Here is a 19368-nt window from a genome sequence, read left to right as displayed (position 1 = left end):
CGGGTCAGGCCTTCGGTGTGCGCCGGGTGCGCTTGGGCTTCGGTGGCGCGACGTCGGGCTCGACGACGGCGGTCTCGTCGGGGGTCGGCAGGTTCGCGGGTGGCTGGACCTTCGGCTTGCGCTTGCGGGTCGGCTTGTCGGTGAAGCCAGGCAGCCAGCGCTCCATCTCGGCGCGGAACGGTCCCTGCGCGCCCAGCTGGCAGAGGATGCCGATGCCGCCGATCGTCACGCGGTGGATGAGCATGTAGGTCGGCGGCAGGTTGAGCTTGCGGCCGAGCTGTGCCGCCGGCGAGCGCGGGTCGGCGATGCGTGCGCCCTCCTTGCGCAGCCAGGCCCGGCTGAACTGGAAGTTGGCGGCGCGGACCGGCTCGAGCATCGGCTCCAGGTAGTCGTAGACGCCCTGCGGGTCGATGTCGACGCCGGGCCGCACGAAGCCCTCCTCGACGAACCCGTCGTAGACCGCCTGCGCGTCACCGGACAGCGCCAGCCGGATCAGCCGGCCGATCGGCTCGGGGATGCCGTCGGGCAGCCGGTTGACGGCGCCGAAGTCCATGACGCCGAACCGGCCGTCGTGCAGCATCCGGAAGTTGCCGGGGTGCGGGTCGGCGTGCAGGAGCCCGCACCGCTCCGGCCCGGAGAACAGGAACCGCACGTAGAGCAGGCCGGCCCGGTCGCGCTCCTCCTGCGTGCCGTTGGCGATGATCTTGGAAAGCGGCGTGCCGTTGATCCACTCGGTGACCAGCACCTGGTCGGCGTGGTGGACGACGGCGGGCACGAAGATGTCGGGGTCGCCGTCGTAGGCCGCGGCGTAGGCCGACTGCGCGCTGGCCTCCAGGTCGTAGTCGAGCTCCTCGGCGACACGGGCCTTGACCTCGCGGATCAGCGGCTTGATGTCGAGCCCGGGGGAGATCATGGAGAACAGCCGGGCCATCCGCGCGAGCTGGTCGAGGTCGCTCATCAGCGCCTTGCCGGCGCCGGGGTACTGCACCTTGACGGCGACGTCGCGCCCGTCGTGCCAGACCGCCTGATGCACCTGACCGATCGACGCGGCCGCGGCCGGGGTGTCGTCGAACTCCATGAACAGCTCGCGCCAGTCCTCGCCGAGCTGCTGGACCAGCACGCGGTGCACGGCGGCGGGCGGCAGCGGCGGGGCGGCCTCCTGGAGCTTGGTGAGCGCGGCGCGGTAGGGCCCGGCGACCTCCTCCGGCAGCGCGGCCTCGAGCACGGACATCGCCTGCCCGAACTTCATGGCGCCGCCCTTGAGCTCGCCGAGCACCCGGAAGATCTGCTCGGCGGTGCGGGCCTGCAGCTCGCTCGCGACCACCTCCGCGGGCCGGCCGCCGATGCGCTTGCCGAGCCCGACGGTCGCGCGCCCAGCCACCCCGAGCGGCAGGCTGGCGAGCTTGGCGCTGCGGGTGATGGCCTTGCGCGGGAGTTCGCTCACGTCTTCATCATGGCCTGCCGGGGTCGCCGATATCCGCCCGGCTACGGAAAATGGCGTACGACGCGGCGCCCGCGAGCTCCTCGTCGGCCGCGCCTCCGGCGCCGCATGGGCAGTCCGGATGGGGCCGCCAGGATCGCCTGCGCAGCCGCCAGTCGGGCGGCGAGAGCTCGAGCGTGGCGTCGGTGAGCCGGCCCGCAGCGTCGGGTGCGTCGGGTGCTTGGAGCGTGGCGAGCGCCTCGAGGGCGGCGGCGGCCCCGATCGCCGCCGCGATCCCGGCCACCGCGGCCTCGCCGCCGTCGGCCGGCTGGGCCTGCAGCTGTGCGGCGAGCCGCGGCCAGGCCGGGTCGCGGTCGGCCCGGATCAGGTCGTGGCAGCGCGCACAGGACGTCACGGCCGGCAGGACGAGCGGCCCGACGACCGCCGTCGCGCCGCGGACCCCGACGAACAGGTGTGGCAGCCGGTCGCGCACCAGCAGGTCGGTGAGCTCCCGGTCGGGGACCGTGACCACGACGAGGTCGCAGGAGGCCGGCACCGTCGCGCTGTCGCCGACCCGCGTGGCGGGGCTGGACTCGCGGATCGCGTCGCCTGCGGCGATCGCGCGCGGCCGCCCGATGGCGGTCGGTGGGAGCCCCCCTGCCGCCAGGTCGGCGGGCCGAGTGGGTCGCGGGTCGACCAGCGTGAGGGCACCGACGCCCGCGGTGGCGAGGTGCGCGGCAAGCGGCGCACCCACGCGCCCGGTGCCGATGACGGCGAGGTGGCTGCGGCGGCGCCGGGTCAGGACATCGACCGCTGCGCCCGGCTGCCCCGAGCGCAGTGACAGCCCGACACGGTCGGGCTCCAGCCGGTCGCGCTCGACCGGCTGGAGGAGGGCGAGCTCGCCCAGCGGGCGCGCCGCGTCGTCGAGGGCTCCGGCCCGGGAGAGCGCGAGCAGCAGCTCGTCGACCAGCGCCGGGTCGATGCCCCGCCGGGCCGCTTCGAGCAGCAGCTGGACGCGGTCGCGAGTGCCGTCGAGCGCCTCGAGCAGTGCGGCTACCGAGCGGTCGCAGCCACCCAGGACGACCGCGCGGTCGGGATCGAGCCCGAGCTGCACGGTGGTGGCATCACGCCACAGTCGTCGCAGGGCAGGCTTGAGCACCGGTCGCATCGGACCTCCGGAGGCTGGCGGCAAGGGCGGCCGTAGGTGCCGCGCTTGCGAGACTGCCAGCCTTCCGGCGTGGGCCGCTGCCGCCGTCCACAGCCCCGGAGGTGTCTCACCGCCCGGAGACGCAGCGCGGGGCGACACCCCGAAGGTGCCGCCCCGTCGCGAACGAGTGGAGTGCTGTGTCAGGCCTTGCCGAGAATGCGGTTCATCTTGGTGCCGCAGACCGGGCAGGTGCCCTGCGCCATCCGACGACCTGAGTCGCTGACGCGGACCTCCCCCTCGAACTGCCGCTTCTCCTTGCACTTCACGCAGTAGCCCTCATAGGTGTCAGCCATCGCGTGCCCTCCTCGTGGGTTACGCCGGTGCCTGGCACCGGTACTGGCCAGGTCCGGGCGCCACCCTACCCGTGAATACGCGTGTGATGCCGCATGCCGCGCCTGAGCGGGCCGCGCATCACGAAGCCCCCGAAACCCGGTCGGCCGCTCGCCTTCCCCTTGCGAGCGGACTTCCGGACTCCGGGGGCTCCGTCGACGACGACGCTAGGAGCCCGTCCGGGGACCGTCAACGTCGGACCTCGAGCCCCTGTGGACAGGCCTGGGGACGGGGTGTGGAGGGGACGGGATGTCGCTGTGGACAGCCTCGGGAGAACGCTGTGGGCAACCCTGTGAACAACGGGTTGCCTAGGGCTCTGACCTGCGCGAACGTCGTGCACCGGCTGGGGAAGAAAACTAGTCGGCCTGCGGATTCGCTCGCTCCCGCACCGCGCGCCCGCCCGGCCGCTCGGCGGCTTTCCCCAAGCTGCGTGGCGACGCTGGACGCCCGTGCGGCGCCGACCTAGCGTGCCGATCGTGCCCCTTGCTCCCACCCCTCCGACGGCCGACCGCGCCGGTGTGCCGGAGGTCGAGATCGTCCGCAGCGCGCGACGCCGAAAGACCGTGTCGGCCTACCGCAGAGGTGAGCGTGTCGTGGTCCTGCTGCCGGCGCGGATGTCGCGCGCCGAGGAGGACCGGTGGGTCGCGCTGATGGTCGAGCGGCTCGCGCAGCGCGAGACCCGCCGGCGACCCGGCGACGCCGAGCTGCTCGCCCGAGCGGGGCGGCTGTCGCGGGCCTATCTCGGTGGGAGGGCGGAGCCGGCGAGCGTGCGCTGGGTCGGCAACCAGCAGTCGCGCTGGGGATCCTGCACCCCGGGCGACCGCACGATCCGGCTCTCGCAGCGATTGCAGGACATGCCCGCCTGGGTCGTCGACTATGTCCTGCTGCACGAGCTCGCGCACCTGCTCGAGCCGGGACACGGACCCGCCTTCTGGGCGCTGCTGCGCGGCTACCCGCAGCTGGAGCGGGCGCGCGGCTACCTGGAGGGCGTCGCGGCGGCCGCGGGGCTCGACCTGTCCGACGCATGACCGTGCGGATGGCGGCAGTGCTGGCCCGACCCGACGACCCGTCGATCACTCCGCCCGGCGTGGATCCGGCGCGCTACACCGAGGCGATGCTCGAGGACGTCTTCGAGCTGCTCGACCGGCTGGCGCAGGTCGAGGCCGCGATCGCGGCGCCGCCGTCGCTGGTGGAGTCGTCGGCCAAGGCCGGGTGGCCTTCGACCCCTGTGGTGGCCGTGCCGAGGACAGCCGCCGGTGTGCCCGTCGAGATCGGCGTCCTCGCCGACCTGGGCCGGCTGGGAGCCGACGAGGCCGCGGTGGTCGCCGCCGACGCGCCCGACCTGCCGGGCCTGCTGGTCGCCAAGCTCTTCAGTGGCCTGTCGTCGGCCGGGGTCGCGGTGTGCCCGGCCGAGGGTGGCGGGCTGGTCGCGATGGCCTGCCGGCTGCCGGTGCCCGGCTGGTTCGCCGACAGCCGGGTGGGTCTGGACGACGCCGACGCGCTCGACCGGCTGCGCTCATCGGCGCCGGCGGCCGGCGCCCTCGTCGTCGGGCCGGGCTGGCGCAGGCTGCGCGCTCCGGAGGACATCGCTCGTCTGGATCCAGGCCTCGAGGGCTGGGAGGCCACCCGTGCCCTGCTGTCCGGTCGCTGAGGTCGCCCGGCGGGCGACGTCAGCCCTCGTTCTGCTCCGTGTCCGCAGGTGGCGTGCCGTCGGTGAGGCTGGAGATGTCGATGTCGGCCCCGGCGCCGGCCCGGGCCGCGAAGCCGGTCGGGTCGTCCAGGTCATCGGCGCCGGGCAACAGGTCGGGGTGGCTCCACACCGCGTCACGGCCTTCGACCCCGCGCGCCTCGGTGACGGCCCGCCAGAGGGCGGCCGCGTCGCGCAGGCGGCGCGGCCGCAGCTCGAGCCCGACGAGGGTCGCGAACGTCTGCTCCGCCGGGCCGCCGGTGGCCCGGCGGCGGCGTACGGTCTCGCGCAGTGCCGCCGCGCTGGGCAGCTGCCCGGCCGCGTCGGCGACCACCTCGTCGACCCAGCCCTCGACCAGCGCGAGCGCGGTCTCGAGCCGGGTGAGCGCGGCCTGCTGCTCGGGGGTGTTCTCCGGCTCGAACATGCCGCCGGACAGCGCCCGCTGCAACGACTCGGGGTCCTGCGGGTCGATCTCGCGCAGCGCGCTCTCCATGGCCGAGGTGTCGACCTGGATGCCGCGGCCGTAGGCCGCGACGGAGTCGAAGAGGTGCCCGCGCAGCCAGGGCACGTGCCCGAAGAGCCGGTGGTGGGCCGCTTCGCGCAGGGCGAGGAACAGCCGCACCTGGTCGGCCGGCACCTCGAGCCCCTCGCCGAACGCCGCCACGTTGGCCGGCAGCAGGGCCGCCCGCCCGGCCGGGCCGAGCGGCAGCCCGATGTCGGTCGACGACACCACCTCGGCGGCGAGCGAGCCGATGGCCTGCCCGACCTGCGCGCCGAACATCAGCCCGCCGACCTGCTGCATCATCCCGAGCAGCGGGGCGGCCATGCCCTGCATGGCCTCCGGCATCTGCGCCGGCAGCGCGGCGCCCATCGCGCTGACGACCCGGGCGGCAACCGGGTCGCACAGCTGCGCCCATGCGTCGAGCGTCGCCTCCACCCAGCGCCGTCGGCTCCACGCCTCGGTCGCGCTCACCCCGCTGGGCAGCGAGGTGTGCGGGTCGAGCCACATGTCGGCCAGCCGGATCGCCTCGGTCACCGCCGCGGTGTCGGCCGCGGTCGTCCCGGGATCGGCCGCACCGGCCGCCTGCAACGCGGTGTCGCGGGCGACCTTCCAGTTGACCGGGCCGCTCTGCCCGGACATCAGGTCACCGAGCCGGCGCAGGGCCTCGCCGAAGTCGGGTGCCCCGCCCGGTCCGAACATCGCGGCGAACGGGTCGGCCGGCTGGGCCGGCTTGTCGTCGCCCTCGTCGTCGCCGCGACCGGGCTGGAAGCCGAACGGCAGGTTGCTCACCTCGACCACGGTAGCCGTCGTAGGGTCGCCCAGGTGGAGGCGATCACGCTGCTCGACATCCGCGACGAGCCGCTATCGCTCGACGAGGTCTGGCAGGCGGTCGCGCACCCGGCCGCCGGCGGTGCCGTCATCTTCATCGGGACGGTCCGCGACGTCGACGAGGGCAAGGGCGTCGAGCAGCTCGGCTACAGCGCGCACCCCACCGCGACGGCGGAGCTGCGGGCGATCGCGGAGAAGGTGGCGGCCGATTTCCCCGTCGTACGCCTGGCCGCCGTGCACCGCACCGGCGACCTCGTCGTCGGCGACATCGCGGTCATCGTCGGGGCGTCGTGCCCGCACCGTGGGGAGGCGTTCGAGGCCGCGCGGCGGCTGATCGACGACCTCAAGTCGGGCGTGCCGATCTGGAAGCACCAGCTGTTCGCGGACGGCACGCAGGAGTGGGTCGGCACCCCCTGAACGCCACTCCCTCGGACGTCGCGCCGGGGGGCTCAGCGGGACTAGAGTGCACAGCGTGTCGAACGTCGCCTGGCTCGGGATCCCGCTGCTCGCGGTCCTGCTGGCGACGGCGTGGGCGCACTGGTCGGCGCGACCCCGTGGCCCGCAGGACGCGAGCGAGAGCGTCGCGGCCTACGAGAAGTTCCGCCTCGCGATGGGCGCCGCCCCCCGGCCACCGGCGCAGCGACGCGCCGGCATGGAGGAGTCGGCGCACCACTAGGCGACCGTCACACCGCGGGGCCGGCTCGCCGGCCGAAGCTCAGTAGGCGACGCAGACCCGGTCGACGACCGAGTTGCCGCTGCCGAGCAGCACGACGCAGGTCTGCTGCTGACCACCGGGCAGGCCCGGCACGCCGGGCACGGTGACGGCGTTGGCGGCGGCGGCGGTTGCGGCACCGCCGGCGAGGATGGCGCCGGTCGTGAGCAGCAAGGCCGCGCGACGGCTGATGCGACGGTTCATCGGGACTCTCCGCGGGTCGAGAGCACCGGGAGGATGCCCTGCTGGCTGGCTGGGGCGCTGCCGTCCTGGGTGCACTTCGTGAGCAGTGTGGCGGGGACTAGCTGACAGTTGAGCGAGCTGTGTTCGATGGCGAGCCCTTGGACGCCGGTCGGGTTGCCGGGTAGCGAGGGGCCGACGTAGATGCGGGGCTGGTCCTGCGTCGACAGGCAGTTGACGCCGACGACGGTCGCGGAGACCGACGAGCAGGCGTGCACCGACTCCAGCTTCACGGGCAGGCCGATCATCGGACCGGCCGCCGACGGCTGCGTGGGGGTCGCTGCGGCCGGGGTCGCGGCGGGCGACGTCGCCGCAGTGGTGGCCGGCTGCGCCGCCGGCGCCTCGGCCGCGGCGAGCGGCAGGCGTACGGCGGGAACCGGCTGGGGCGCCCGCGCGTGCTGCGACAGCGCCGGGACCAGCCCCGCGGCGGCGATCACCGCGACCGATGCGGCCGGCCCGGCCAACCGGCGAGCCGAGTTGCGCAGTCTGGTCAGCGCGCGCAGCGGGTGCAGCCACGGCGCCAGGACGACCAGACCACCGGCGGGCAGGGTGCCGCCGCGGGCGGCGTACTCCCGGCGCAACGTCTTGCGGGCCCGGTGCAGCAGCGAGCGGACCGAGGCCTCGGACAGCGCGTAGCGGGTGCCGATGGCGGCGTAGTCGAGGCCCTCCACTTCGCGGGCCCACAGCACCGCCGCCTGGCGGGTCGGCATGGCCTCGAGCGCGTCGAGCGCGACCCGCGCCTCCTGCCGGGCGACGACGACGTCGGCAGTGTCGCGGGCCACGCGGCTGCCGCTCGGCAGCTCGGCGACCGGGGTCGCCTTGCCCCGCAGGCGGATCCGGTCGATGACCAGGTGCCCGGTGACGACGGTCAGCCAGGCGTGCAGGTCGTCGGCGGACGCGAACCGCGAGCGGTGCTGCAGCGCGCGGAGCATCGCCTCCTGGACGATCTCGTCGGCGTCGGCGTCGTGGTAGAGGCGGCGTACGGCGTAGCGGCGCATGCGCACCGATGCGTCCTGCAGGGCCAGCTCGAAGTCGAACCCGGCCGGCTCGTCCTCGGTGTCGGGGACCAGGACCAGCCGCGGCGGTGCATCGACGGTGACGTCATCGACGAGAGCGCGCTCGTCGACGGCCGGCTCGTCGAGGAGGACCGCAGCCTCGGTCGCCGTGGCGGCAGGTGTCATCGGGGTGGGCTCTCCGATTGCGCGGGGTGGAGTTCAGCGCCTCATCAAACGACCCGCCGCTCCAGAGGTCACGGGAGGTTGCGCGTTTTGCCCTCGGGTGTCCGAAGTTCATTCGGGCGCATCACGGTCGTAGCGCCCCTCGCTCAATCGGGGATTTCGCGATGCCGACTACCAGGGGAGCACGCACAGGCACCGCACGCGCACTGGAGGGTCTCGTCATGGACAACCGCAGCGAGCACGTCGTGTTCTTCCCGGGTGCGGACGGCGGGCCGGCCTTCCGGCGGCTGCCGTCACTCGACGAGGCGGTCCGCTTCGTCGAGCACCTGCGCAACGTCGAGGGCGTCAGCGAGGTCTCGGCCTACGCGCTGGCGGAGGTCCCGCTGGCGTTCCGGCCCTACTACCGCGTCGAGGTCGGCGCGGCCCCCGCGGAGGCCGCCGTGCCGGTCGCCGTGCCGGTGGCCGACGAGCCGGCCGGGCCGGTCGCGGATGCGGCGGAGGAGCCCGTCGCCGAGGTCGCTGCCGACGAGCCGGTCGAGGAGATGGTGCCGGCCGCTCGCGAGGAGCACTCGAGCAACGGCCGGCGCGGCCTGGCGTTCTTCGCGTCCTGACCTCTGCCGCCTCGGCGCGGCGAGGTCGTCGAGGTCCGCACTCCGGGCATTAGCCTCGTGGCGTGTCCCGGCGCGCGCTGACCTTGATCGTGGCGGCGACGGCGCTGGTGATCCTCGGCGTCGTCGGCAGCGTGCTGCCGGTGCCCTATGTCGCCCTGCAACCCGGACCGATCACCAACACTCTCGGCAACGAGCCCGGCACCGACCAGCCGCTGATCGTGGTCAAGGGCCATCCGACCTACCCCACCGAGGGGACGCTCGCGCTGACCACGGTGTCGGTCGTCGGCGACCCCAGGCACCAGCCGACGCTGTTCTCCGCCCTGGCCGACTGGTTCGACCGCGACACCGCCGTCGTGCCCGAGCAGCTGATCTTCCCGCCGGGGGAGAACGTCGACCAGGTGCAGCAGGAGAACGCCCAGGAGATGCAGCAGTCGCAGGAGAACGCCGTGACCGCGGCGCTCACCTACCTGCACATCCCGGTCAAGACCGTCGTCGCGGTCGGTGAGATCACGAAGAGCGCCCCGGCCGCCGAGGTGCTCAAGACCGGCGACGTCATCGAGAGCATCGACGGGCAGCCGATCACCTCGGAGAAGCAGCTGCGGACGATCATCACGGGTCACCAGCCCGGTGACGTCCTGAAGCTCACGATCAAGCGTGACGGCAAGACGCTGCAGCAGGCGGTGACGACGACGGTCGCGGGGACCGGGGCGCAGCGGCGTACGGTCGTCGGCTTCGCGCCGGTCGTGAAGCACGACTTCCCCTTCAGCGTCGACATCCGCCTGCAGGACGTCGGCGGGCCGAGCGCGGGCACGATGTTCGCCCTCGGGCTGATCGACAAGCTGACACCGGGGTCGCTCACCGGAGGCCGGTTCGTGGCCGGCACCGGCACGATCGACACCGACGGCAACGTCGGGCCGATCGGCGGCGTGCAGCAGAAGGTCGTCGCGGCGGCGCGCGCCGGGGCCAAGGTGTTCCTGGTCCCGGCCGGCGACTGCGCCGGGGCGCGCAGCACGGCACCCGACGGGGTGCGGCTGGTGAGGATCACGACGCTGGCCGGCGCGGTGCAGGCCTTGGAGGACCTCGGGACGCATCCGGACCGCGTGCCGCACTGCTGACGGCGATGTCGGCTCGCGCGCGGTCTGCCCTGATCCGCGGCCTTCACCCTTACGCTCCACAACGTGGAGCCGGCCGTCCCGTTCGCGCTGCTGGGCGTGGTCCAGCTGCTCTCGGTCGCCGGCTGGCTGGGGGTCGCGGGGGCGAGCACCTTCCCGCGGCTGCGCCGGCCCGGGACGCCCGCGTTCGTCGCCGGCTGCCTGGCCCTGGCGGCCGCCGACGCGGCGACCGCGCTGCTGTTCGGTGAGGCGTCGTCGGCGATCCTGGCGCTGCTGCGCGCCGGCGGCCTGATCCTCGTCGCGGGCGGGCTGTTCGGGGGCGCCATGCAGGCCCCGCGGATGCCCGCGCATGCGGTCGCGCTGTCGGCAGGTTCCGTCGCGGGCGTCGTCGTGCCGCTCGGGGCGCCGGTCGCGCCCTCGGTGGCCGCGGGCGTGGCCGGGCTCGCCGCCGCGGCCGCGGCCGCCTTCGCCGCGCGCCGGCGCGACGGGTTGTTGGGCCTGCTGGTCGCGATCGCCGCCGCGACGGCGGGCATCGCGGCCGTGCCGGCGATCTGGGCGTCGCACGACGACCCGGCCGCACTGGCGGTGCTGGCCATCCGCGCGCTGTCCGGGCTCGCGGCCTGTGCCGCCGTGCTGGCCCTGGCCCGCATGTCGATGCTGGCCCGGGTCGTCGGGGCGATCCTCGCCGGCGTCGTGGTCATGGCGGTCGCGTCGGTCGGCGTCGTCGGCAACGGCGTAGCCAACAAGGCCAGTGCCCAGCAGGACGACCAGCTGCGCAACGTCGCCGCGGGCGAGGCCGACCAGATCCAGCAGGCGATCGCGCGCCAGGTGTCGCTGGTCGCCCGGGTCGCCGCCGCCTGCGTGAGCCAGTCGGCGGTGCAGTCGGCGCAGTGCGACAACCTGCTGCGCACCTATGCCTTCTATCCCCGGTACTTCGCCGCGGTGGTCGATCGGACGGTCGGGCCGTCGCGGCTGGCGGGGGACCTGTCCGACGCGGCGCTGCAGCAGCTCGCCGCCGAACCGCTCGTGCAGGCGGCGGCCAAGGGCCAGACGCCGGAGGGTGGCGCGCTCACGATCCTGCCCGGCCAGCGTCCTGTCGCCGCGGTCGTCGGCGTGGCCGGCGGCTTCCGCTCGGCCGGCGCGGTCGCCTCGGGGCCGCCCGACTTCGTCGCCGTCTACGGCACGGTGCTCGACGACACGTTCCTGCGCACGCAGGCACAGCTCGCCGCCGCCGGCGTCACACTGATCGCCGACGGCGACGTGCTGGCCTCCAGCCTCTCGAGCGGCGAGCGCGGCCGGGTGCTGAAGGCCGCCGAGTCCGCCGGCGTGCTGCACGGGCAGCTGCCCGACGCGGGTGTCGGCATCGGTGCGGAGGGGCACGCGCCGGCCGTGCGGTTCGTGCCGCTGACCGCCGCCGACAACGACGACCTGCAGGTCGCGACGCTCGCCATCTCCGAACCGGCGACGAAGGCGCTCGCCCCTCAGCGCAGCGCGTTGAGCCAGCTCTTCCTTACTGCGCTGGGTGTCCTGGTGGTCACGGGCCTGTTGGGGCTCGTGCTGGCGCGGCGTACGGTCGACCCGGTCCTGCGCCTCACCGACGCGGCCCGACGGGTGCGCCGGGGCGACCTGTCTGCGCAGAGCGGGGTGAGCGGGCGCGACGAGGTCGGGTCGCTGGCCCGGGCGTTCGACAACATGACGGTCTCGCTGCGGGTCATGACCGACGAGCTGCGCGACGTGGCCGACCAGGAGGCCGCGCTGCGCGCCCGGCTGGAGACCGTGGTCGGCTCGATGAACGACGGGCTCGTCACGACGGCCGACGACGGCACGGTGACGAGCGTCAACCCGGCGGCGGCCCAGCTGCTCGGCGCCGACGCGGCGGGTGCCGTCGGGAAGTCGCTCGCCGAGGTCGCGTGCGTTGTCGGGCCCGACGGGGCGCGACCGCTCGCGGTCGGCGGGGAGCCCGGCGAGCGCGACGTGCTGCTGCGCCGATCCGACGCGTCGACCGTCCCGGTGCGGGCGGCCACCGCGCCGCTGGTCGACGCGCGCGGCGAGCGGCACGGGGCGGTCGTGCTGCTGCGCGACATGACCCGCGAGCGCGAGGTCGAGCGGATGAAGACGGAGTTCCTGTCCAACGTCAGCCACGAGCTGCGCACGCCCCTGACGCCGATCCGCGGCTACGCGGAGATCCTGCGCAAGCGGCCGCAGCTGCCCGACGCGAAGGTCGAGGAGTACGCCGCCACGATCGTCGACTCGAGCACCCGGATGGGTCGCGTGGTCGACCTGCTCGTCGACGTCGCCGCGCTGGAGGCCGGTCGGGTCCAGCCGTCGCGGCACCCGGTCGCCGTCGGCGGCTACGTCGACTCGCTGCTCGACGACTGGCGGGCGCGCTGGCCGGAGCGGGAGTTCCGCCGCCGGGTGGCCGCCCGGCTGCCGCAGGTCGACATCGACGAGGTGTGGGTGGGCAAGGCGCTGGCCGAGCTCGCCGACAACGCGGTGAAGTACACGACCGGGCCGGTCACGCTGGCCGCCGGGCTGACTCCGTCGGGCCGGGTGCGGCTGTCGGTGCGCGACGCCGGACCCGGTGTCGACCCGTCGCTGCTGCCGACGCTCGTCGGAGACTTCTCGCAGGCCGACGGCTCGGCCACCCGCCGGGTCGGCGGTCTGGGCCTCGGCCTGTCGTTCGTCCGCCGGCTGGCCGAGGACTTCCGGCTTCCGTTCGTCGCCTCCTCCTCGCCCGGCCGGGGTGCGGAGTTCGGTCTCGACCTGCCCGCGGTGGCGGACGTGCCGCGCCGGCGTACGGCGGGCCGGCCGGTCGTCCGCCGCGGCCGGTGATCTCGACGCCAGGACGGTCGGGACTGCGGCTCGGTGTCGACGTCGGCGGCACGTTCACCGACGTGGTCGTCGTCCGCCCCGACGGCGCGGTGCTCACCGCGAAGGTCCCGTCGACGCCGCGCGACCAGTCGGCCGGCGTGGTCGCCGGCTGGCAGGCGACCGGCCTCGCCGCTCACGACGTCGCCGTGTTCGCGCACGGGACGACCGTCGCGACCAACGCGCTGCTCGAGCGGCGCGGCGGGCGCACCGCGCTGGTCACGACCGAGGGCTTCCGTGACGTCATCGAGATCGGCCGGCAGAACCGCGCGTCGCTCTACGACCTGACGCGGCACCGGCCGCCGCCGCTGGTGCCGCGTGACCTGCGCTTCACCGTGCGCGAGCGGATGGGGGCGGCCGGCGTGATCGAGCCGCTGGATCCGGCCGGTCTCGCGTCGGCGGTGGAGGCGGTCGCGGCCGCCGGGGTCGAGGCGGTGGCGGTCTGCCTGCTGTTCGGCTTCCTGCACCCGGCGCACGAGCGGTCGGTCGCGGCCGCGTTGCGCCAGCGGCTGCCCGACGTGCCGGTGTCGCTGTCGTGCGAGGTGCTGCCGGAGTTCCGCGAGTACGAGCGGACGTCGACGACGACGGCCGACGCCTACCTGCGGCCGCGGCTCGGCGCCTACCTGCAACGGCTCGTCGCGCGGGCGGCCGAGGCCGGCCTGCCGGCGCCGTTGGTGATGCAGTCCTCCGGCGGCGTCGTGGATGCGGGGACGGCAGCGGCCGGCCCGGCGCGGTTCGTGCTGTCGGGACCTGCCGGCGGGGTCGTCGGTGCGGCGCACGTCGCGTCCCGCTCGGGCTTCCGCGACGTGCTGACCTTCGACATGGGCGGCACCAGCACCGACGTCGCCGCCGTCGTCGACGGACAGGTGCAGACCACCACCGACGCGGTGGTGGCCGGCGTGCCGCTGCGGCTGCCGATGGTCGACGTGCACACGGTCAGCGCCGGCGGCGGGTCGATCGCCTGGGTCGACGACGGCGGCGCCCTGCGGGTCGGGCCGCGCTCCGCCGGTGCGGAACCCGGGCCTGCGGCGTACGGCCTCGGCGGCACTGATCCCACCGTGACCGACGCCGACCTGGTGCTCGGCGCGCTGCCCGACGGCGCGCGGCTCGGTGGTGGGCTGACCCTGCGCCGTGACCTGGCCGAGGCAGCGATGGCGGGACTCGGGCGGCGGCTCGGCCTCGACGCGCGGCAGGCCGCTCTCGGGGTCGTGCAGGTCGCGGACGAGGAGATGGTCCGGGCGCTGCGGGTTATCAGCGTCGAGCGCGGGCTCGACCCGCGGGAGTTCGCGCTGGCCGCGTTCGGCGGCGCCGGCGGGCTGCACGCCTGCGCGCTCGCCGACGCGCTCGGCTGCCGCACGGTGCTGCTGCCGCGCGCGGCCGGGGTGCTCTCGGCACTGGGGCTGGCGATCTCCGACGTACGCCGCGACTACGTGCAGCCGGTCGTCGGCGACGCCGGCCTGCCGGCCGCCTTCGCGGCGCTGGAGGAGCGGGCGCTCGCCGACCTCGAAGCGCCGGCGCTGCAACGCTTCGCGGACCTGCGCTACGCCGGGCAGTCGTTCGAGCTGACCGTGCCGGGTGACGAGCCGGCCGGTCTGGTCGAGGCGTTTCACGCGCTGCACGAGCAGCGCTACGGCCACCGCATCGACGACGAGCCGGTGCAGGTCGTCAACGTCCGGCTGGTCGCCACCCGAGCCGGCGCGGTGCCGACGCTCGCCGAGCGCGCGCCGGTCGACGATGCGGTCACCGGCCGGCGCACGGTCCTGCTCGCCGGCGGGGAGGTCGACGCGGTGGTGCTCGACCGCGGGCGGATGGGTCGCGGGTCCGTCGTACGCGGTCCGGCGATCGTCGAGCTGGCCGAGGCGACCTGCCTGGTGCTGCCGGGCTGGGCCGGCCGGGTCGACGAGGTCGGCACGCTGGTCCTGGAGCGGCAGCCGTGAGCCTCGACCCGATCACCTTGTCGGTGCTGCGCAGCGCGCTGGCCGGCATCGCCGACGAGATGGGCACGGTGCTCGTGCGCAGCGCCTACTCCTCCAACATCAAGGAGCGGCGCGACTGCTCGGCGGCGCTGTTCGACGTGGCCGGGCGGCTGGTGGCACAGGCCGAGCACATCCCGGTGCACCTCGGCGCGATGCCGGAGTCGGTGGCCGCGGTGATGGCGCGTGGCCCGCGGCCCGACGACGTGTGGGTGCTCAACGACCCGTACGCCGGGGGCACCCACCTGCCCGACATCACGATGGTCTCGCCGGTCGCGGTCGACGGCGAGATCGTCGGATACGCCGTGACGCGGGCGCACCACTCCGACGTCGGCGGGATGGCGCCGGGGTCGATGCCGGCCGACTCGCAGGACCTCTGGCAGGAGGGGCTGGTCATCCCGGCCGTGCGGCTGACCGACGACGTGCTCGACCTGGTCTGCGCCAACTCGCGCACGCCGCGGCTGCGGCGCGGTGACTTCCGCGCGCAGGCGGCGGCGAACCTGCTGGGTGCCCGGCGGGTTGCGGAGCTGGCGGCGCGACGCGGGCTTTCCGTCGTGTTGCAAGGGTTTTCCGACGTGCTGGCCTACGCGGAGCGGCGCAGCCGTGAGGCGCTGCGGGCGCTGCCCGACGGCCGCTACGAGGCGCGCACCGAGCTCGAGGGCGACGGTGTCGTCGACGTCGACATCCCGATCGTCGTCGCGGTCACCGTCGATGGCGACGAGATGCACGTCGACTTCACCGGCACCGCGGCCGCGGTGGCCGGCAACGTCAACTGCCCGCTGGCGGTGACCCGCTCGGCCTGCTACTTCGCGTTGCGGGTGCTGCTGCCCGAGGACGTGCCGGCCAACGCCGGGACCTATGTGCCGTTGCGCGTCACCGCGCCGGAAGGTTCTCTCGTCAACGCCCGGCCGCCGCACGCGGTGGTCGCGGGCAACGTCGAGACCAGCCAGCGGATCGCCGACGCGGTGCTGGCCGCACTGTCCTCGGTGGCCGACGTGCCCGCAGCCGGGCAGGGGACGATGAACAACCTCGTCATCGGCGGCGCGGGCTGGACCTACTACGAGACGATCGCCGGTGGCCAGGGAGCGTCGGCACGCGGCGACGGCCCGTCGGGCGTGCACGTCGGGATGACCAACACGCTGAACACGCCGGTGGAGGCGCTGGAGCTGGAGTACCCGGTGCGGGTCGAGCGCTACGAGCTGGTCGACGGCTCCGGCGGCGCCGGGGCGCATCGCGGCGGCGACGGCGTGGTGCGGGCGGTGCGCGTGCTCGAGGAGGCCTCGGTCAGCCTGCTGACCGACCGGCGTCGGCACCCGCCGACGGGAGCCGCCGGCGGTGCGCCGGGTGCGTTGGGCCGCAACCTGCTCAACGAGGAGGAGCTGGCGCCGAAGGTGCGCCGGCAGCTGGCGGCCGGCGACATCGTGACCGTTGTCACGCCGGGCGGTGGCGGCTGGGGCTCGCCGGGCTGATCCCTTCCTCTCTATTAGGTGCGGCCGCCCTACTAGGTGCGGGCGCCGGCTGCGGCGCTGATCCATTCGCCGCGCGGCTGAGGCCGTGCGAGACTTGACGCGGGTGTCAAGTTCGACGGCAGGGGATGCGGTGACGGGCTCGGCGGCGCGCGCCGCGAGGTTGTCGCCGGTTGCCGTCGTCGCGTTCGTCATGTTCACGACGACGCTGGCCAGCAACGCGCCGTCCCCGCTCTACGTCATCTGGCAGCAGCGGTTCGGCTACTCCGCCGCGACGTTGACCTGGATCTTCGCGGCGTACGCCCTCGGGGTGATCGTCGCGCTGGTCGCGTTCGGCCGGCTGTCCGACGAGCTGGGCCGACGCCGGATCATGCTGCCGTCGCTGGTGATGCTCGCGGTGAGCGCCGTGCTCTTCGCGTCGGCCGCGGACACCGGCTGGCTGCTGGTGGCACGCGCGGTGCAGGGGCTGGCGACCGGGACGCTGACGGCGGCGGCGACCGCCGCTCTCGTCGAGCTGGAGCCGAACGGCGACCGGCGGCGGGCGTCGTTCCTCAACACGCTGTCGTTCATCGCTGGGGCTGCCGGCGGGCCGCTGATCGTCGGGATCCTGGCGGAGTACGCGCCGCTGCCGCGGGTGCTGCCGTTCCTGTTCGAGCTCGCGCTGATCGCAGCCGGCTGGCTGCTGCTGCGCCGGGTGGTGCCGGAGACGGTCGTCGCGGTGGAGTCGTTCGCCTGGCGGTTGCAGCGGCCGTCGGTGCCGCGGTCGATCCGGCACCCGTTTGCGGCGGCGGCGCTGATGCTGGCGGTGGCGTGGGCGGTGGGTGCGCTCTACGGCTCGCTCAGCCCGTCGATCGACCGCGACCTGCTGCACGTGAGCAACCACGCGGTCGCCGGGCTCGTGCTGTTCGTCAACGCGGGCATCGGCGGGCTGGCGCAGATCTGGCTGCGGTTGTGGCCGAGCCGGCGGACGATGGTGCTCGGCGCGCTCGGCCTGTGCGTCGGCATGGTGCTCGTGGGGTGGAGCCTGTCGGCGTCGAGCATCGGGCTGTTCGTGGGCGGGACGGTGCTCGCCGGATCGGGAAGCGGTATCGCGTTCATGGGAAGCCTGCAGCTGCTCAACGATGTGGCGCCGCCGCGGCGGCGGGCCGAGGTGGTCAGCGCCTACAACATCGTGGGCTACATCGCGCTGTCGCTGCCGGTGATCGGCGTGGGCACGTTGGCCGGGCACATCGGGCTGCAACGTGCCAGCGACATCTTCATCGTCGTGGTGGTGGCGGTGTCGCTGGTCGCGGTGGCGATGACGTTGCTGCTGCCGCGGCAGGTCGGGGCGGCGCCGAAGGACGCGCTGCTGTCCGTGGGCCTGGACCCGGCCACACGCGCGAGCGGCGTCGACTGACGGCCTCGGTTGCTGCCCGCCTCGCGCTGGATCCGGTCAGCCGCAGCAGCCGCCGCCGCAGCAGCCACCGGCCGGAGCCGGGGCGCTCGCCCGACCACCGACCGAGACGGCGGACCAGACGCGGGCGACGTCGTCGTGGCCCTGCGGGCAGCGCTCCGCCGTCGCGACGGCACTCATGGAGCGCTCGACGGTGAAGACCGTGGCGCACTCGCGGCAGCGGTAGTCGTACGCAGGCACGCCGTCCAGTCTAGGGCTGCGGGTGCGCTGCTGCTCGCTCGATGCAACGAAACCAGTGCTCCCGGAACGCGTCGCCGTCGACCTCGTCGACGACCTTGACCGGTCGCCCGGCCGGGTCCTCCGCGAACCGCAGGACGCCGCGTTCTTCGACCGGGACCAGACGGCGTACGCCGGCGTCGGCGCCGTCCCAGCCGGCGGCGACCGCGCACGCGAGCGGGTCGTGGTGGAAGTTGAGCAGGTCGTCGGGCAGCCGCGAGTAGCGCCGGCCCACGCCCGCGTAGTGCGCCTCACCCTGGGCTCGCGCCTGGCGGGCGAGCAGCTCGCCCAGCGCGCCGGCCGCTTCGAGTCGCGGCAGGTCGCTTGCGCAAACCGGCACCCGGATCGTGGCGGCGATGGTGACCAGGGTCAGGTCGGTGGCTGCGTCGAAGACCACCCGCGCCGCGTAGGGATCGCACTGGACGTTCCAGTCGCGGTCGGCCTCCCACGCGGGGAAGCCCTCGGGCAACCGGCCGCCGACCCAGCCGCCCATCAGGACGATCGGGCCTTGGCTCAGCGACCCCGGGCGCAGGGTCTCGAGCAGCGCCAGGTTGGTGTAGGGGCCGATGGCGACGACCGTGGCTCCCGACTCGAGGGATGCGGCGAGCAGGTCGAGAGCCGCGCCGGGCGGGCTCGGTCGCGGCGTGATGGGGCGCGGCCACCAGCGGTCGCCGGTCGGGATGTCGCCGGGCGTCGTACGGCTGGTCAGGGTCACCTCGGCGCCGGCTGCGATCGGCACGTCGCGGTCCCTCGCGACGGCTCGCGCCTCGTGGCCCTTCGCGACGGCTAGCACCTCGCGCACCATGCCGGCGCGGATGCCGCCCGGGTCGATCGTGGTCGTGATGCCGACCAGCTCGACGTCGGGCGTGCCCAGCAGCATCGCGAGGGCGCACGCGTCGTCCGGGTCGGATCCGAGGTCGGTGTCGAGATGAAGCCTCATGCTCGCCGATCTATCATCCCGACGGTCGGGTTCCTACCGGCTTTTGGCGCGGGCGGCGGGGCTGACCTATAGTGGTGACACCGACGCGGGGTGGAGCAGCTCGGTAGCTCGCTGGGCTCATAACCCAGAGGTCGCAGGTTCAAATCCTGCCCCCGCTACTAGTGAAACCGCAGGTCAGGGCCATGATCACCGATCATGGCCTTCCTGCTTTCAAGATCATTCCAGACTGGTTCCAGAAACTGCTGCCGCATGAGCGCGGGCCGTGGAGCGCGTGTGGAGCTGGCGGGCATCGAGCGGCAACGAGATCGATTCGGGAGAGCCAGGGCGCGCCGCACCGGCACTTGGCAGTCTGGCTCGGTGGCTTTGGATAGTGACCACCCGACAGCCCGCGGTCGTCGAGTGGGCCGCGGCGGCCCTGAACGGTGGCGCCGTGGTTCCGCGTCTGCTGCGACTGACCGGCGTCGAGGGGAGGCCCAGGCTGAATGCCTTGACTCACCCACGCCTCGGCGGGCTGTATCGGATCGACTCCGCCGTTGTGAGCGGGAACGACCCGAAGGAGAAGCGGCCCGCAGTCGTCATCAGGCTGCCGGTCCCAGGCCTGGACAGCGTCATCGTGTTGACCCGA

Annotated in this window: 19 protein-coding genes and 1 tRNA gene; 12 read left to right on the top strand and 8 right to left on the bottom strand. The window is 74.3% G+C overall.

Annotation, left to right across the window (positions count from 1 at the left end; translation table 11 throughout):
• Positions 1-4: 4 nt before the first annotated feature.
• From VFJ21_13390 to VFJ21_13380, 3 genes are all read right to left on the bottom strand, one after another.
• Positions 5-1444 carry an AarF/ABC1/UbiB kinase family protein gene (locus VFJ21_13390; GenBank protein ID HET7408111.1) on the bottom strand — a complete coding sequence of 480 codons (1440 nt, stop codon included), beginning with the start codon at positions 1442-1444 and terminating at the stop codon, positions 5-7.
• 7 nt (positions 1445-1451) lie between these two features.
• Entirely contained in the window at positions 1452-2579 is a 1128-nt protein-coding gene (locus VFJ21_13385) for a ThiF family adenylyltransferase (protein HET7408110.1), read from the bottom strand.
• 188 nt (positions 2580-2767) lie between these two features.
• Positions 2768-2920, bottom strand: a complete 153-nt coding sequence (locus tag VFJ21_13380) for a DUF5679 domain-containing protein (protein ID HET7408109.1) — start codon at positions 2918-2920, stop codon at positions 2768-2770.
• Positions 2921-3433: 513 nt separating this feature from the next.
• Here VFJ21_13380 and VFJ21_13375 point away from each other — a divergent pair.
• A complete protein-coding gene (locus tag VFJ21_13375; GenBank protein ID HET7408108.1) occupies positions 3434-3985 on the top strand; it encodes a M48 family metallopeptidase in 552 nt (183 codons plus the stop codon).
• The gene (locus VFJ21_13370; protein ID HET7408107.1) at positions 3982-4608 is read left to right on the top strand and encodes a hypothetical protein; all 627 of its coding nucleotides are present in this window, start codon (positions 3982-3984) and stop codon (positions 4606-4608) included. Before VFJ21_13375 ends, VFJ21_13370 begins: the two co-directional genes overlap by 4 nt.
• Positions 4609-4627: 19 nt before the next feature.
• On the opposite strand, the gene VFJ21_13365 is transcribed toward VFJ21_13370, so the two are convergent.
• Positions 4628-5935 (bottom strand): zinc-dependent metalloprotease, encoded by a 1308-nt coding sequence (locus VFJ21_13365; protein ID HET7408106.1) that lies wholly within the window; start codon positions 5933-5935, stop codon positions 4628-4630.
• 33 nt (positions 5936-5968) lie between these two features.
• Between VFJ21_13365 and VFJ21_13360 the strand changes: the two genes are divergently transcribed.
• Together VFJ21_13360 and VFJ21_13355 are read left to right on the top strand one after the other, a co-directional pair.
• On the top strand, positions 5969-6391 hold the full coding sequence (locus VFJ21_13360; protein ID HET7408105.1) for a molybdenum cofactor biosynthesis protein MoaE: 423 nt from the start codon (positions 5969-5971) through the stop codon (positions 6389-6391).
• Between the two features lie 55 nt (positions 6392-6446).
• Positions 6447-6650 (top strand): hypothetical protein, encoded by a 204-nt coding sequence (locus VFJ21_13355; protein ID HET7408104.1) that lies wholly within the window; start codon positions 6447-6449, stop codon positions 6648-6650.
• A 39-nt stretch (positions 6651-6689) separates the two neighbouring features.
• Here VFJ21_13355 and VFJ21_13350 read toward each other — a convergent pair whose 3' ends face one another.
• Both VFJ21_13350 and VFJ21_13345 read right to left on the bottom strand, forming a co-directional pair.
• Positions 6690-6890, bottom strand: a complete 201-nt coding sequence (locus VFJ21_13350; GenBank protein ID HET7408103.1) for a hypothetical protein — start codon at positions 6888-6890, stop codon at positions 6690-6692.
• Positions 6887-8107 carry an RNA polymerase sigma factor gene (locus VFJ21_13345; protein ID HET7408102.1) on the bottom strand — a complete coding sequence of 407 codons (1221 nt, stop codon included), beginning with the start codon at positions 8105-8107 and terminating at the stop codon, positions 6887-6889. The genes VFJ21_13350 and VFJ21_13345 overlap by 4 nt, the downstream gene beginning before the upstream one ends.
• A gap of 218 nt (positions 8108-8325) precedes the next feature.
• On the opposite strand from VFJ21_13345, the gene VFJ21_13340 reads away from it, so the two are divergent.
• The 6 genes from VFJ21_13340 (at position 8326) to VFJ21_13315 (ending at position 17530) form a co-directional block, all read left to right on the top strand.
• The gene (locus tag VFJ21_13340; protein HET7408101.1) at positions 8326-8715 is read left to right on the top strand and encodes a hypothetical protein; all 390 of its coding nucleotides are present in this window, start codon (positions 8326-8328) and stop codon (positions 8713-8715) included.
• 62 nt (positions 8716-8777) lie between these two features.
• A complete protein-coding gene (locus tag VFJ21_13335) occupies positions 8778-9830 on the top strand; it encodes a PDZ domain-containing protein (protein HET7408100.1) in 1053 nt (350 codons plus the stop codon).
• A 63-nt stretch (positions 9831-9893) separates the two neighbouring features.
• On the top strand, positions 9894-12659 hold the full coding sequence (locus tag VFJ21_13330; protein HET7408099.1) for an ATP-binding protein: 2766 nt from the start codon (positions 9894-9896) through the stop codon (positions 12657-12659).
• A complete protein-coding gene (locus VFJ21_13325) occupies positions 12656-14632 on the top strand; it encodes a hydantoinase/oxoprolinase family protein (protein ID HET7408098.1) in 1977 nt (658 codons plus the stop codon). The genes VFJ21_13330 and VFJ21_13325 overlap by 4 nt, the downstream gene beginning before the upstream one ends.
• Entirely contained in the window at positions 14629-16137 is a 1509-nt protein-coding gene (locus tag VFJ21_13320) for a hydantoinase B/oxoprolinase family protein (protein HET7408097.1), read from the top strand. Before VFJ21_13325 ends, VFJ21_13320 begins: the two co-directional genes overlap by 4 nt.
• 130 nt (positions 16138-16267) lie before the next feature.
• The gene (locus VFJ21_13315) at positions 16268-17530 is read left to right on the top strand and encodes an MFS transporter (GenBank protein ID HET7408096.1); all 1263 of its coding nucleotides are present in this window, start codon (positions 16268-16270) and stop codon (positions 17528-17530) included.
• 36 nt (positions 17531-17566) lie between these two features.
• Here VFJ21_13315 and VFJ21_13310 read toward each other — a convergent pair whose 3' ends face one another.
• Both VFJ21_13310 and VFJ21_13305 read right to left on the bottom strand, forming a co-directional pair.
• Positions 17567-17767 (bottom strand): zinc ribbon domain-containing protein, encoded by a 201-nt coding sequence (locus tag VFJ21_13310; GenBank protein ID HET7408095.1) that lies wholly within the window; start codon positions 17765-17767, stop codon positions 17567-17569.
• Positions 17768-17777: 10 nt separating this feature from the next.
• The gene (locus VFJ21_13305; protein HET7408094.1) at positions 17778-18743 is read right to left on the bottom strand and encodes a nucleoside hydrolase; all 966 of its coding nucleotides are present in this window, start codon (positions 18741-18743) and stop codon (positions 17778-17780) included.
• Positions 18744-18827: 84 nt separating this feature from the next.
• Here VFJ21_13305 and VFJ21_13300 point away from each other — a divergent pair.
• Positions 18828-18901, top strand: a tRNA-Met gene (locus VFJ21_13300).
• Positions 18902-19113: 212 nt separating this feature from the next.
• On the top strand, positions 19114-19368 hold a 255-nt coding region (locus VFJ21_13295; GenBank protein HET7408093.1), incomplete at its 3' end, for a hypothetical protein.

This window comes from Mycobacteriales bacterium (genome assembly GCA_035690485.1).
Lineage (GTDB): Bacteria > Actinomycetota > Actinomycetes > JAFAQI01 > DASSKL01 > DASSKL01.
The sequence above is the reverse complement of the archived record's forward strand: the minus strand, read 5'-3'. Positions and strand labels throughout refer to the sequence as shown.

What these genes read in the sequence shown, in the direction of transcription:
- VFJ21_13380 (HET7408109.1), bottom strand. Translation starts at nt 2,920, where the DNA reads ATGGCTGACACCTATGAGGGCTACTGCGTGAAGTGCAAGGAGAAGCGG.
- VFJ21_13370 (HET7408107.1), top strand. Translation starts at nt 3,982, where the DNA reads ATGACCGTGCGGATGGCGGCAGTGCTGGCCCGACCCGACGACCCGTCG.
- VFJ21_13350 (HET7408103.1), bottom strand. Translation starts at nt 6,890, where the DNA reads ATGAACCGTCGCATCAGCCGTCGCGCGGCCTTGCTGCTCACGACCGGC.
- VFJ21_13345 (HET7408102.1), bottom strand. Translation starts at nt 8,107, where the DNA reads ATGACACCTGCCGCCACGGCGACCGAGGCTGCGGTCCTCCTCGACGAG.
- VFJ21_13340 (HET7408101.1), top strand. Translation starts at nt 8,326, where the DNA reads ATGGACAACCGCAGCGAGCACGTCGTGTTCTTCCCGGGTGCGGACGGC.
- VFJ21_13305 (HET7408094.1), bottom strand. Translation starts at nt 18,743, where the DNA reads ATGAGGCTTCATCTCGACACCGACCTCGGATCCGACCCGGACGACGCG.